Annotated in this window: 12 protein-coding genes; 3 read left to right on the forward strand and 9 right to left on the reverse strand. The window is 64.4% G+C overall.

Translation table 11 applies throughout. From position 1 onward, the window contains the following. The first annotated feature begins 42 nt into the window (after nucleotides 1-42). Nucleotides 43-948 (forward strand): cation diffusion facilitator family transporter, encoded by a 906-nt coding sequence (locus NFI08_RS09830; protein ID WP_108132642.1) that lies wholly within the window; start codon nucleotides 43-45, stop codon nucleotides 946-948. 11 nt (nucleotides 949-959) lie between these two features. Here the strand turns inward: NFI08_RS09830 and NFI08_RS09835 are convergent, their stop codons facing one another. The 9 genes from NFI08_RS09835 to NFI08_RS09875 form a co-directional block, all read right to left on the reverse strand. After that, the gene (locus tag NFI08_RS09835; protein ID WP_286985218.1) at nucleotides 960-1,499 is read right to left on the reverse strand and encodes a GNAT family N-acetyltransferase; all 540 of its coding nucleotides are present in this window, start codon (nucleotides 1,497-1,499) and stop codon (nucleotides 960-962) included. Between the two features lie 85 nt (nucleotides 1,500-1,584). Next, nucleotides 1,585-2,232: a diguanylate cyclase gene (locus NFI08_RS09840; RefSeq protein ID WP_349589000.1), complete on the reverse strand. Its 648-nt coding sequence runs from the start codon at nucleotides 2,230-2,232 to the stop codon at nucleotides 1,585-1,587. A 134-nt stretch (nucleotides 2,233-2,366) separates the two neighbouring features. Further along, nucleotides 2,367-2,759, reverse strand: a complete 393-nt coding sequence (gene siaC, locus NFI08_RS09845) for a biofilm regulation phosphoprotein SiaC (protein WP_249742852.1) — start codon at nucleotides 2,757-2,759, stop codon at nucleotides 2,367-2,369. A gap of 15 nt (nucleotides 2,760-2,774) precedes the next feature. Further along, nucleotides 2,775-3,305, reverse strand: coding sequence for a biofilm regulation protein kinase SiaB (gene siaB, locus NFI08_RS09850; protein WP_045993240.1), 531 nt, complete (start codon nucleotides 3,303-3,305; stop codon nucleotides 2,775-2,777). Further along, nucleotides 3,293-5,362 carry a biofilm regulation protein phosphatase SiaA gene (gene siaA, locus NFI08_RS09855; RefSeq protein ID WP_349589005.1) on the reverse strand — a complete coding sequence of 690 codons (2,070 nt, stop codon included), beginning with the start codon at nucleotides 5,360-5,362 and terminating at the stop codon, nucleotides 3,293-3,295. Before siaA ends, siaB begins: the two co-directional genes overlap by 13 nt. A 260-nt stretch (nucleotides 5,363-5,622) precedes the next feature. Then, nucleotides 5,623-7,434 carry an acyl-CoA dehydrogenase C-terminal domain-containing protein gene (locus NFI08_RS09860; protein ID WP_349589008.1) on the reverse strand — a complete coding sequence of 604 codons (1,812 nt, stop codon included), beginning with the start codon at nucleotides 7,432-7,434 and terminating at the stop codon, nucleotides 5,623-5,625. A gap of 121 nt (nucleotides 7,435-7,555) precedes the next feature. Then, nucleotides 7,556-8,317, reverse strand: a complete 762-nt coding sequence (locus NFI08_RS09865) for an SDR family NAD(P)-dependent oxidoreductase (protein ID WP_213228710.1) — start codon at nucleotides 8,315-8,317, stop codon at nucleotides 7,556-7,558. Nucleotides 8,318-8,423: 106 nt separating this feature from the next. Then, on the reverse strand, nucleotides 8,424-10,076 hold the full coding sequence (locus NFI08_RS09870) for an AMP-binding protein (protein ID WP_349589011.1): 1,653 nt from the start codon (nucleotides 10,074-10,076) through the stop codon (nucleotides 8,424-8,426). Nucleotides 10,077-10,450: 374 nt separating this feature from the next. Next, the gene (locus NFI08_RS09875) at nucleotides 10,451-11,017 is read right to left on the reverse strand and encodes a TetR/AcrR family transcriptional regulator (protein ID WP_045993235.1); all 567 of its coding nucleotides are present in this window, start codon (nucleotides 11,015-11,017) and stop codon (nucleotides 10,451-10,453) included. Between the two features lie 231 nt (nucleotides 11,018-11,248). On the opposite strand from NFI08_RS09875, the gene NFI08_RS09880 reads away from it, so the two are divergent. Both NFI08_RS09880 and NFI08_RS09885 read left to right on the forward strand, forming a co-directional pair. Continuing rightward, entirely contained in the window at nucleotides 11,249-12,433 is a 1,185-nt protein-coding gene (locus NFI08_RS09880) for an acetyl-CoA C-acyltransferase (RefSeq protein WP_286985212.1), read from the forward strand. A gap of 173 nt (nucleotides 12,434-12,606) precedes the next feature. Then, entirely contained in the window at nucleotides 12,607-13,797 is a 1,191-nt protein-coding gene (locus tag NFI08_RS09885; RefSeq protein WP_349589015.1) for an MFS transporter, read from the forward strand. Nucleotides 13,798-13,914 lie beyond the last annotated feature (117 nt).

Below are 13,914 nucleotides of genomic sequence, written 5' to 3' on the forward strand. Positions count from 1 at the left end.
CCAGCCCCTATAGTCGAGCTTTCCTCGACACTGCATCGGATCATGGATTCACGACTCGAACAACGGGCCCTGTCGCTCTCGATCATCACCACCCTGGGCGTCGCCCTGCTCGGGGTCAGTTTCGGCCTGCTGGCCGGCTCCCAGTCGATCCTCTTCGATGGCGTCTTTTCCACCATCGACGCCGCCATGTCGGGGCTTGCGCTGGCGGTATCGCGGCTGGTCGTGCGCGAGGCGACCTCACGCTTCCAGCATGGCTTCTGGCACTTCGAGCCGATGGTGGCGGCGCTCAACGGTGGCATTCTGCTGCTCTTGTGCTTCTATGCCTTTCTCAACGCGCTGCGGGAATTGCTGGGCGGCGGCCACGCCCTCGCCTTCGGCGCGGCCACCCTCTACGCCGCCGTGGTGCTGGTGATCTGCAGCGCCATGGCGGTGTATCTCAAGAAGATCAATCGCAGGGCCAACTCCGAGTTTCTGCGAATCGATCAGAAGAACTGGCTGATGGCGGCGCTGATCACCGGCGCGCTGCTGGTGGCCTTCGTGATCGCCCTTATGCTGGAAGGTACCGCGCTCGACCACTGGACGCCCTACGTCGATTCGGCGCTGCTGGTGGTGCTGACCCTGGTGTTCATGCCGGTGCCCATCAACATCATTCGGCGAGCCGCCAAGGACATCCTGCTGATGGCACCCAGCGCCATCGATCGTGAGGTACACGCGGCGATGAAGGAGATCATGCAAAGAGAGGGTCTCAGCCACTACTACAGTCATGTGGCCAAGAGTGGCCGGGGCCACTTTATCGAGATCCATATCGTCACCGCGCCGAACTTCGCCGCCGGGCGCGGCATGGTAGAGATGGACGAGATCCGCGAGGAGATATCCTCACGACTGAGCATTCCCCCCGAGCGCCGCTGGTTTACCGTCGCCTTTACCGCCGAGGAACGCTGGGCCTGAGGGCGAGGCCGTCAGCCTGGCGCGGGGTCACCGGCAAGACGCGAATAGACCACATGGGACAGCGCCCGTCCGCCGACCCATTCGCACTCGCGCAGCACGCCTTCCTGCCGAAAGCCGAGTCGCTCCGGGATAGCGCGACTACGGCTATTGCCCTCGGCACAACGAATCTCGAGTCGATGAAGCTCGAGCTCGGCGAAGCCCCATTCCACCAGCCTTGCCACGGACTGCGACATCCGGCCCCCGCCCTGGCGGTCGTTGCGCAGCCAATAGCCCAGCGACGCCCAGCGATGACGTTCGACGATGCGGTTGAAGCCGACGACGCCGATCAGCTCATCGTCCTCGAGCAAGACAAAGTGTCGAGCGCAGCCCAGACGCCGCTCGGCCATGGCAGCGGTAACGAAGACCTCGCAATCTCCCGGCTCGCGGGTGGCATCGACCCACGGCAGCCAGGGCCTCAACGACTCCCGGCTCGCATCGATGGCGTGCCACAGAGCGTCACAGTGTTCCTTGCCGATCGACGCAAGCCACAGCCGCTCGGACACCCTCAGCATGCTGCCGGCACCTCCTGCCTGCCAGGTCCGGACCCGCGCAACCTCCAACGCCGACACACCATCTGATACTGAGTCAGAACGCCCGTCACTCGGCGGCCTCCCAGCGATCTCGGCCATTGCGCTTGGCCTGATACAACGCCTGGTCGGCGCGATTCATGGTCTGCTCGTAGGTCTCGTCATGACGGTGCTCCGCCGCGCCGATGCTGACGGTCAGCGTCAGGGAGTCGTCGCTCACCACCTGGGTGGTACGCAGCTTGGCCTGGAGCCGCTCGAACAGGGGTTCAGCCGCCCACAGCGAAGCGCCGGGCAAGGCGATCAGAAACTCTTCGCCCCCCCAGCGGCCGACGATATCGCCACCACGCAGGGTGTCGTCGAGGACCTTGGCCACTACCAGCAGCGCCTGATCGCCGACATCATGCCCATGCTCGTCGTTGAAGCGCTTGAAGTGGTCGATGTCCACCATCGCCAGGGTAAAAGGGCGTTGCTGTCGGCTGGAGGCGGCCATCAGTCGACGCAGCTCGGTGTGCAGGCCACGACGGTTGGGGATCTTGGTCAATGGATCGAGCATGACCTCGCTTTCCAGCGTCTGCTTGCGCTCGAACAGCAGCTCCTGATAACCATCGGCGATGCGTGACAGCTTGTGCTGGCGACGCTGCTGTCGCTCCAGCCGGCGTTCGGCGGTGGACAGGTCGCTCTTGACGTTGCGCTGAAAGCCATCGGAAATGGAAGCCATGCGGTCCAGCCGCTCAAGCTGCTCGGTATGCCGCCGTTAGAGCGCTTCGAGCGGTGCCTTCAGTGGATTGTCCTGATGCTCGGACGAGGCCAGCAGTGCCTCGATGTCCCGCAGCAGCTGACGATCCCTTTCGGTCATGAACTGGTATCCTCGACGGGGGTGATCGCAAACGGAAAACTGCAGTCTTCCTTGAACTCCTCGGCCAGCTCGGCGATGCGTTCGTTTCTGACATCGTAGCGCCAATCCACGCTGCAGGCCTTGCCTTCCAGGTGAGCCTCCTCCATCAGGTCGAAGATGTCCATCATCGCCTTGACCGAGCTGGTGTTGAGGTAGACCAGTTCCAGGCACACTTCGAGGGGGCTCTCGCCGTCTCGCAGGTAGTGATCTACCCAGTTCAGCACGCCACTGTAGAGCTCGAAGGTGTTTTCGGGATAGGAATCGCCGCGCATGGTCAGCGTTCCGGCGTCCCAGTCAGAACGAATGTCAGGGGTCGACTGGGTCCCGTCAATCGCAATGTCGTTGATCATTTTCTCGACTTTCCGTCAGATAGTGGCGGTGATGCAGAAAAAGCTCTGTTGATCGGAGAGCGGCGTCAGGTTCGACTGAAGCGGCTGGCAGGACTTGCGCGCCATGTCGATCAACCCCAGCCCTGCTCCCCGGGAGCCGTCTTCACGCGGCTTTCTGAGTTGCTGCTTGTAGCATCGCTTGAGCTCGACCGCGTCCATCTCACCGAGTTCCTCGACGGTCGCCATCAGACGCTGGCCATCGGCATGCTCGACCACGTTGCCCGCCGACACCAGATAGTGCCCCTGCTCGCCCCGCGCCACCGCAACGGTGGCGGTGGCCCGCTGTTCGTCATAGCCCATGGCGGTGGCGTAATGGCTGATGTTCTGGGTCATTTCGATGTAGGTCGAGAACACGTCCATCGCCGCCGATGGTGCCGCAGATTCGTTGTTGAGGTAGTTGCGAATGGCCTTGCCGATCTCTTCGATCAGGCTATGGGAAATCGGGCCATTGAAGCTTAGCAGCACGCGCTGTTTGTCGAATTGGTCGCGCAGCGTCAAGAGGTCCATGGAATTCCCTCATCGTGACCGTGGTGAATGTTGGACGTCGCGGACGCGGTGCCGTCCTGCTCGTCCTCGACCGCCGGCTGGAAGCACAGCAGGGTGATATCGTCACGCTGGTGCGCCTCGCCCTGGAATCGCGCCAGCGCATCCAGGAAGGCCGCGACCTGTGCCCTGGGATCGAGCCCGGCGTGCTCCAGCAGCATGGCCTCGAAACGCCGCCTGCCGAAGCCGAACCCGTGCTCGCCGCCTGCCTGATCCAGGAAGCCGTCACTGCACAGCGTACAGGACCAGCCAGGTACCAGTGCCAACGTTTGATTGGTGAACTCCCCACGACGCTTGAACGCCAGGGCGCGTCGGCCACCGGCCAGTACCTCCAGGCGCTGGCCATCGGTGGCATAGAGATCCAGCTTGGCGCCGGAGAAGGTCAATTGCTGCTGGTCGGCGCCGACCCACACCAGCCCCGCATCCATGTGCGGCGTCACGCCGTGGGCATCGCTGTCGGCCTCGAGCGTGCGGCGAATGCGCCGGTCCATCTCCTCGAGGATACCCGCCGGATTCTCGGGCCCCACCTGGTTGACCGAGTTGTCGAAGGCCGCACGGGCGAGCATGGTCATCAGGGCGCCGGGCACGCCGTGTCCCGCGCAGTCGATGACCCCCAGCAGATAGCCGCGGTCATGACCGAAGTCCCGGAACACGAAGATGTCGCCGCCGACCGTATCCTTGGGACTCCACAGCACGCCGTGCCTTAGCCCGGCGCAGCGTTGCATGTCGCGGCTGGGCAGGATCGCCTGCTGCAATACCCGAGCGCAGTCGAGGGAATCATCGATCTGACGCTTGGCCTCGCTCATCTGCCGATTGGCCAGGGTGAGATCCATGGTGCGCTGACGGATGCGTTCCTCGAGCTCCTCGGTATGGGCCTGAACCTGATCGGCCATGCGCTGGAAATCCCGTGACAGATCGCCGATCTCGTCACCGCGGTCACTGTCGAGCCTGGTGTCATAACGGCCCTGGGCCAGCGCCTGGGCGGATTGACTGAGGCGACGCATCGGGTTGACGATCAGCCGCCGCAGGGCGATCACCACCACCAGCAGCACCACCCCGAGGCTGGCCACCAGGGCGAACATCAGCGGCCACAACCAACGCTTTTCCAGCAAGGTGGCGGCGTAGGGATCGACCGCCGACACCAACCACCAGTCGAGCTCCGGCATGTAGCTGACCGCCACCACTCGCTCCTCACCGGACCACTCGAGGGTGCGGGTCACCACATCTCCGCCGCTCTCTCGGGCCGATGCCAGCATCTCGGCGAGGGCCTCGGGATCCTCGACCGCCGCATCAAGCACGCCGCCGCCTTCATCGACCTGGCTCAAGTCGGTCGCCTGGAGCTCTCCGTCCTCTGCCATCGCCAGCACCCGACCCTCGCGGCCGAGCAGGAAGGAAGCCACACCCAACGGTTGATCGTCGAAGCTGCTGGCCAGTAGGCGGTTGAAATTGAGGCCGCCACCGACCATGCCAAGGGGCCCGTTCTCGCCGTCGACGCGAACATTGATCCACACCCGGGTGATGTCCAGCGCCGGACTATAGGCGACCTGAACCCGGGTAGGCGCCCCACTGTCCATCATGCGGAAGTACCAGCTGTCTTCGCTGTCACTGCGTGACAGCTGGTTGCGGGGGGCACGGCTCGGACTCATCTTGCCGTCGTTGAAGTAGAACTGGCGGCTGTCGTGATGCACCACAAAGTAGTCGTCACCGTCGAACTGCTGGCGAAATCCCTCGGACTCGGCGAAGAAACGGGCCTTGAGTTCCTCGTTGTCGATATCCGAGAGCCAGTCGCGGGTGACCGTCAGATCGCCGAAGCGCCTGGCCAGGGCCAGCTCGGTGGAAAGCGGCGTCAGCATGCGCTGGGTATGCAGTTGGCTGTACTGCTCGGCGAAGCGTTGTCCGAAGTGGCGCTCGACGTCCTGAAGCGCGTGGCTGCCGATCCACAGCACCGGCACCAGTGCGACCAGAAAGGACAACAACGGGATAAGTAACGACTTGACCCCCAATCCCAGGTGGCGGCTCATGATGCCTCCTTGGCGAGAATCGACAGATGGAGAGAGTCTTGCATCACCTTCACTATAAGAATATGCGTATCGGCGCATCATGCCATGAAACCCGTATGGCGGCTAATGAAGTGTCTCAGTCTTCTGCTCCGACAGACGCATCCCCCGGGCTCGCTTCGCCTCGATAAAAAAAGGGCGGCGAGCCAGGCTCGCCGCCCATCAACGATCAGTCACCCGATCGAGAGAGCTCAGCAAAACATCGTGTCGACAGGCAGTCCCGTCTACACCTCGAAACCAAGGCCGAAACTTTCCGCGTCCATCGCCATCAGGCCCTCGGCCCCTGCCTGCATCTGGGCGGCGTGGGTACGGGTGCGCGGCAACAGCCGTTCGAAGTAGAAGCGCGCGGTGTGGATCTTGGCCTGGTAGAAGCTGGCGTCGCTGGGCGAGTCCGCCAGCGCTTCCCGGGCGCACTTGACCGACCGGGCGAACAGATAGGCCAGGGTCACGTAGCCCGAGTACATCAGGTAGTCCACCGAGGCTGCCCCCACTTCTTCACGATCGCTCATGGCCTTCATGCCGATGCCCATGGTCAGCTCGCCCCATTGACTGTTGAGCTTGGCCAGCGGGCCAACAAAGGGCGCCATGGCCTCGTCGTCGGCGTTGGCCTGGCAGAACTTGTGGATCTCCTTTGTGAAGACCTTCAGGCTCTCGCCCTGGTTCATCAGCACCTTGCGTCCCAGCAGGTCCAGCGCCTGGATCCCTGTGGTGCCTTCGTACAGCCGTGTGATGCGTGCATCACGCACCATCTGCTCCATGCCCCATTCCTGGATAAAGCCGTGGCCGCCGAACACCTGTACCCCTTCATTGGTGGCCTCGAAGCCAAGCTCGGTCAGGAACGCCTTGACGACCGGGGTCAACAGGCCCAGCAGGGTCTCGGCCCGCTCGCGCTCCTCGCCGGCCGAACACTGCTCGACCACGTCCACCAACTGGGCGGTATACAGCACCAGCATCCGGCCGCCTTCGGCGATGGCCTTCTGGGTCAGCAGCATGCGCCGCACGTCCGGATGAACGATGATCGGGTCCGCGGCTTTTTCGGGTGCCTTGGGGCCCGACAACGCGCGCATCTGCAGTCGATCCCGGGCGTAAGCCAGGGCGTTCTGGAAGCTCGCCTCGGCGAGCCCCAGGCCCTGGATACCGACCCCGATACGCGCGGCGTTCATCATGGTGAACATGCACGCCAGACCCTTGTTCGGCGCACCGATCAGGTAGCCGGTGGCGCCGTCGAAGTTCATCACGCAGGTAGCGTTACCGTGGATGCCCATCTTGTGTTCGAGAGAGCCGCACACCACGCCGTTGCGCTCCCCCGCTTCGCCCTGGCCGTCAGGCATAAATTTCGGCACCAGAAACAGCGAGATGCCCTTGGATCCCTCGGGTGCATCCGGCAGCTTGGCGAGCACCAGGTGAAGGATGTTGTCGGCCAGATCATGCTCACCGGCGGAGATGAAGATCTTGGTCCCGCTGATGCTATAGCTGCCGTCATCCTGGGGCAGCGCGCGGGTCTTGATCAGCCCGAGGTCGGTACCGCAGTGGGGCTCCGTCAGGCACATGGTGCCGGTCCAGCTCCCCTCCACCAGCTTGGTCAGGTAGACACGCTGCTGCTCTTCGGTGCCGTGGTGACGCAGCGCGTCTGCCGCCCCGTGGGACAGACCCGGATACATGCCCCAGGCCAGGTTCGAGCCACAGATCATCTCCGACAGCAGCATCGACAGTGACGGCGGCAGGCCCTGGCCGCCGTGCTCGGGCTCTGCGGCAAGGCTCGGCCAGCCACCCTCCACGTACTGTCGATAGGCCTCGCGAAAACCGCTCGGCGCCTTGACCTCGCCACCTTCGAGACGACAGCCCTCGCGATCACCGCTCTGGTTGAGGGGCAGCAGCACCTCGCGGGCGAAGCGCGCGCCCTCCTCGAGAATCGCCGCCACCACGTCGGGCGAGACATCATCCCCGGCAGGAAGACGAGCATAATGGCTCGGGTAGTCGAACAGTTCGTCCATCACGAAGCGCATGTCGCGCAGCGGGGCCTGATAGTCGGGCATGGGGCACTCCTGGATTCGGTGGCTGCGCCTGCGATGGACTTCGCCAGGACGCACTTTCAAACATGTGTTTGAAAGTAGCGACGACCGCCCTCTAAGTCAAGCGTTCGTTTCAGGGCAGGATTCACTGCATGCGAATACCGCCATCCAGGCGAATGACTTCGCCATTGAGCATGCTATTGGTGATGATCTGCTCCGCCAGGCGGGCAAATTCATCGGGCTTGCCCAGCCGCTTGGGGAAAGGCACCGCCTGGGACAGCGCGGCGACGGCATCCTCGGGGATGTCCGCCATCATCGGCGTCTCGAACACGCCCGGCGCGATCGCCATCACCCGGATGCCGTGACGCGACAGTTCCCTGGCGGCCGGCAGGCTCATGCCTACCACCCCCGCCTTGGAGGCGCTGTAGGCGCACTGCCCCACCTGGCCATCGAAGGCGGCGACCGAGGCGGTATTGATGATGACACCACGCTCACCGTCGTCTCCCGGCGGGTTCTGGCTCATGGCCGCCGCCGCCAGGCGCATGACGTTGAAGGTCCCGACCAGGTTGATCTGCACGGTGCGTGCATAGGCGTCGAGGTCGGCCGGGTTGCCGTGGCGATCCACCAGCTTGGCCACACTGACCACACCGGCGCAGTGGATCACTCCGGCAAGGCCGTCACCGTGGGCCTGGGCCGCGTCGATCACCGCCTGGATGTCATCCGCCGAGGTGACATCGCCCTGCACGGCGATGGCAGCGTCGCCCAGACGACTGGCCTGGTCCTGCACGCCCTCGCTCAAGTCGCACAGCACGACTCGACCACCGGCGGCCACCAGGCGTTCGGCACAGGCGGAGCCAAGGCCGGAGCCGGCACCGGTGATGACAAAGGTCGCGTTCTCGATACGCATGCGAATTCTCCTGATCAATCATGCAACAAGCCCCGAGCACTCGCTCGGGGCGTAAGGTAAAAACGTCTATCTGGATGCCTGGCCCGACACCATACCGACGGCTCGTTCAGGCCTTTTCGGCGGCATCGGCTCGCAGCTTGAAGCGCTGAATCTTGCCGCTCGGGGTCTTCGGCAACTCATCGACAAACTCGATCACCCGAGGGAAGGCGTGGGTCGACAGGCGCTCTCGCACCTGCTGACGAATTTCGTCGGCCAGGCCATCGCTGGCCTCGAAGCCGTCACGCAACACCACATAAGACTTGATGATCTCGCCGCGGATCTCGTCCGGCTGCCCCACTGCCGCAGATTCCGCCACCGCGGGGTGGGTCAGTACCGAGTTTTCGACGTCGGTGGGGCCGACCCGATAGCCGGCGGTGGTGATGATGTCGTCGTCGCGCCCGGCGAACTGGAAGCTGCCGTCCTCGTTGCGCACCACCACGTCTCCGGTCAGGTAGTAACCCTCGGCGAAGGGATGCTTCTCCTGCCAGGTATAGCCCGGGAAGAAGTGCGCCGGCGAGCGTTCGATATCCACCGCCAGCACGCCGGGCTCACCGGGGGGCAACTCCTGGTACTCGGCATCGAGGATCACCAGGCGGTAGCCGGGCATGGGTACGCCCATGCCGCCGATGTGCTTCGGGTGCTCGAGCCGGTGGTGGTTGTTGCAGGTCATGCCGGTCTCGGTCTGGCCGTAGTGATCCATCACCGGACAGCCCAGCGCCGACTCCACCCAGCTCACCACTTCTGTATTGAGCGGCTCGCCCGCTGAACTCGCCGCGCGCAGCGACAGCGTCTCATGGGCATTGTCGAACAGACCCGAGGCCTTCATCAGGCGATAGGCGGTGGGCGCCGCGGCAAAATTGGTGATGTCATGGCGCTGCATGAAGGCAAGCGCTCCCTCGGCGCTGAACCCCGCCTCGCAGAAGTGGGTGGTGACGCCCAGCAGCAGCGGCCCGGCGATGGCGTAGTAGAGGCCATAGGCCCAGCCTGGATCGGCCATGTTCCAGAAGCGGTCTTCTGGCCGCAGGTCCACGGCAAGTTCCATATACAGCGCAAAGGCCGGCATGGCCGACAGCGGTACCGCCACCCCCTTGGGCTTGCCGACGGTGCCGGAGGTAAACATCTGCAGAAAGGGGGCGTCTGGCGACAGCCGCGGCGGCGAGTCCTGAAGCGCTTCGCTGGCCAGCGCCTCATCCCAGGACAGGTCCTGCGGGTGCGCCTCGCTGGCCCCACCCAGCGCCAGCACCGGGGGACAGCTTTCCAGGCCGTCGAACTTGTGACGATTGGCCGCGTCGGTGATGACCAGGCGGGTGTCGGCGCGTCCCAGGCGGTAGTCCACCGCATCCGGCCCGAAGGCGGTAAACAGCGGCTGGTACACCGCACCCAGACGCCAGGTCGCCACCACTGCGACCAGCAGTTGCGGCGAACGCGGCAGCATGCAGGCGATACGGTCACCGACACCCAGCCCCCGAGCCGCCATCCAGCCCGCCAGACGCGCGCTTTGCTGGTCGAGCTCACGATAGGTCAACCGGCTCACCTGACCGGCGGTGTCCTCATGCACCAGCGCCAGGACGTCGCCTCTGCCCTGCCCTAGATGTCGACCACAGCAGGCATGATAGGCGTTGAGATATCCATCCTGGTGGTAGTCCAGACGATCGATCACCTGCTGGATGTCGAAGGTCTCGCGATAGCTCTCGGCATCGACGGGCGTGACGTGGCTCATGACGGGCCTCTTGCGTTGTGATTGTTGATGAAGCTCTCCAGGGTGACCCCGGCAGCAATATTCCGTTGACGTAAGCGTCAACCTAGCAAGCGCTAGGGTTGAAGCTAGAGGCTTCAACGTCATGACACAAGCAAGAGTGCGCTAGACCATCGTCTAGGAATACCTCGAAGTACCGCACCGACCGAGCACGACGGACATGCCCGCGCCCTCGGCGAAAGGATGAACCTCATCGAGGCAACGACAACGCGGGAATGGGAAGAGGAGAACAGCAGAAAAAGAGAAAAGAGAAAAGACGAGCAGAACCAAATACCAGGCACACGGCGCGCCCCAGCTGTCCATCACAGGGGGCCGCCCGCTACTATCCCCTCGGCAGATCAAGGACGGCGGGTGATCATCACGACCAGTTCGTGGGCCAGCTGTTCGGGGTCACGCGGCCCGTCCGGGTCGTACCAGCGCACCGTCCAGTTCAGGGCGCCCAGCACAAAGCGCGAAACCAGGGCGCGATCGCCGGTGACCAGATCCGCTGCGATGGCGTCATCCAGCACCTCGTTCCACAGCGCCTCGTAGGCGTCACGCAGGTGGGTCAGGTGGTCCCGAGCGCCATCGTCGAGGCGCCGCCACTCATACAGCGCTACCACGTGGGCGTTGCGGTCGGTCAACAGCGTATCCAGATGGGCCCGCGCCATGGCATGCAGCCTGGACAAGGGGTCGGGCGCACTGTCCTTGAGCGCGGCTCGAGCCAGCGTCAAGGCGTTCTGGGTGCCCTCTTCGATGACCGCAGCAAGAATCTCCTGCTTGTCACGAAAGTGGTGAAAGAGGCTTCCTGACTTGATCCCCATTTCCTGTGCCAGCATGCGCACGGTGGTGCGATCGAAGCCTTCCTGGACAAACAGCTGAGCGGCGAGCCGGGTCAGCTCCTTGCGACGGGGCGAGTCATTCATTACATTCATCGACAGTTACACTAGCGCTTGCTTGGTTTCGTTGAGAAAAGCATAGCCCACCCTCGGGGTCAACGTCGTTTGCTGACCTTGTCGTACGCGATTCGCGTCGCGAGCGAAACCCCGGGGACTGAACCACACTGACATCACAGCGCCGTGTCCACGGCCCACACAAACACAACACCTTGCCGCTCGATCGCAGAATCGACATGCAAGAGTTTCAGGAGTCACGCCATGAGTCAGTCCGATATCGTCTTTCTTGCCGCTGCCCGCACCCCCATGGGCGGCATGCTGGGCTCCCTGTCCAGTCAGACCGCCCCCGAACTGGCCGCCTGCGCCATTCGTGCCGCCATCGAGCGCGCCAGGATTCCGGCAGACGCCATCGAAGAAGGGATCTTCGGCTGCGTGCTGCCGGCCGGGGTCAAGCAGGGGCCGGCCCGTCAGGCCATGCGCCAGGCCGGCATTCCCGACCACCGCGGCGCCACCACCATCAACAAGCTCTGTGGTTCGGGCATGAAGGCCACCATGCTGGCCCACGACCTGATCAAGGCCGGCACCGCCGAGGTCATGCTGGCCGGCGGCATGGAGTCCATGTCCAACGCCCCCCATGTGTTGACCAAGGCCCGTGGCGGCTACCGCCTGGGCCATGGCGAGCTCAAGGACCATATGTTCCTCGATGGCCTGGAGGACGCCGAGACCGGCAAGCTGATGGGTGGCTTCGCCCAGGAGGTCGCCAGTGAGCGCGGCTACGAACGCGAGCGCATGGACGACTTCGCCATCGCTTCACTGGAGCGGGCGATGCAGGCCACCGAGGCCGGCCACCTGGCCGCCGAGATGGCCCCCGTCACGGTCTCCAGCCGTCAGGGCGACACCCTGGTCGAGCATGACGAGCAACCCTTCCAGGCTCGCCTGGACAAGATTCGCACCCTGAGGCCGGCCTTTGCCAAGGACGGTACCATCACGGCGGCCAACGCCAGCTCCATCTCCGATGGCGCCTCTGCCCTGATCCTGTCCACCCAGGCAGCGGCGGATCGCCTCGGCGCCACCCCGCTGGCCCGCATGCTTGGCCACAGCACCCACTCGCGTCATCCCAGCGAGTTCACCATTGCCCCGGTGGGCGCCATCGAGTCACTGATGAAGAAACTCGACTGGTCGGTGGACGATGTGGATCTGTTCGAGATCAACGAGGCCTTCGCCGTGGTCACCCTGATGGCCATGGACGATCTGGGACTGCCCCACGACAAGGTCAACGTCTTCGGCGGCGCCTGCGCCCAGGGTCACCCGGTCGGCTCCACTGGCTCGCGGATCATCGCCACCCTGATCCACGCCCTGCGCACCAAGGGCGGAAAACGAGGGATCGCCAGTTTGTGCATCGGCGGCGGTGAAGCCACCGCCGTGGCGGTGGAACTGATCGACTGAGGCCGAGAGCTGATCGACTGACGTCGAGACCTGGTTAGCCAACGTCGTAGTCTGAAAGGCAGGCGCGATGCTTGCCTTCCACGCCGATAAGCGGTCAGCATGGCCGGGGGCGCTCACAGGCGCTCCCGGCCATTTTTTTGACCTCAGGTCTGGATCCACAACAGGACTCACGCATGGAGCGCTCTCGTCTGGCCCTGCCGCTGATCGTGCTGGCTCAGTGGTGCGGTACATCGCTGTGGTTCAGCATCAACGGCGTTGCCGCCTCGCTGGGAAGCGACCTCGGCATTCGCGAGGCCGAAATCGGTCACCTGACGCTGGCAGTGCAACTCGGCTTTATCGTCGGCACCCTGACGATCGCCGCCAGCGGACTCGCCGATCGCTACCGTGCCAGTCGCATCTTTCTAAGCGCAAGCCTGGCAGGCGCTCTGGTCAATCTCGCCTTTATCACGGTTGCCGAGCACCACGCCCTCGCCCTGCTGCTGCGCTTCGCCACCGGGCTCTGCCTGGCCGGCATTTACCCGTTGGGCATGAAGCTGGTGATCGGCTGGACCCCGCGTCACACCGGGGCCGCCCTGGCCTGGCTGGTGGGCATGCTGACACTCGGCACGGCCATGCCCCATCTGCTGCGCGGCGCCACCCTGGACCTCCCCTGGGCCTGGACCCTGATCCTGTCCTCGGCCCTGGCGGTGGCCGGCGGTATCGCCGTGGCGATATTGGGCGACGGCCCGCACCTACCAGCAAACGCGTCTCGCGCCAGGCTGAAGGATGGCCTTGCCGCCTTTCGTGATCGCCACTTTCTCAGCGTCGCCGGCGGCTACTTCGGCCACTGCTGGGAACTCTACGCCTTCTGGCTGCTGGTGCCCTTCCTGGTCGGCCGTGAGGTCACGCGCCTTCAGGCGCCAGCCGACTGGGCGCCCTGGCTAAGCTTTTCGGTCATCGCCGTGGGGGCGCTGGGCTGCATCCTGGCCGGCGCCCTCAGTCGACGCCACGGCAGCGCCAGCGCCGCCAACCTGGCGCTCGCCACCTCCGGCGCCCTGTGCCTGATCTACCCCTGGCTTGGTCAGGCCAGCCCCCTGCTGCTGCTGGGCCTGCTGTACCTCTGGGGCTTCAGCGTCATCGCCGACTCGGCCCAGTTCTCGTCACTGGCCTCGGCCACCGCCCCCAGGGCACACATCGGCGCGACCCTGGCAGTGATGAACGCCATCGGCTTCACCCTTACCCTGCCCGGTATCTGGCTCGGTGCCAGCCTGTGGCAGGAGCACGAACTGAGCGTGCTGTGGCTACTGTTGCCCGGACCGGTGCTGGGACTGTGGTCGATGCGTGGTGTCGCCGCCTACGTCCGCCGCCAGCCCGCCAGTTCCTGATGCCAGCCCCCTGACACCAGACCCCTGCACCAGACCCTGACATCAGATGCAGACACCAATCCTGCCACCAGAGCGGGCCACCACGGCTACTGGCCCCGGTTCACAGGTAGTAAAAAG

The organism is Halomonas sp. EF61 (assembly GCF_040147045.1).
Lineage (GTDB): Bacteria > Pseudomonadota > Gammaproteobacteria > Pseudomonadales > Halomonadaceae > Halomonas > Halomonas litopenaei.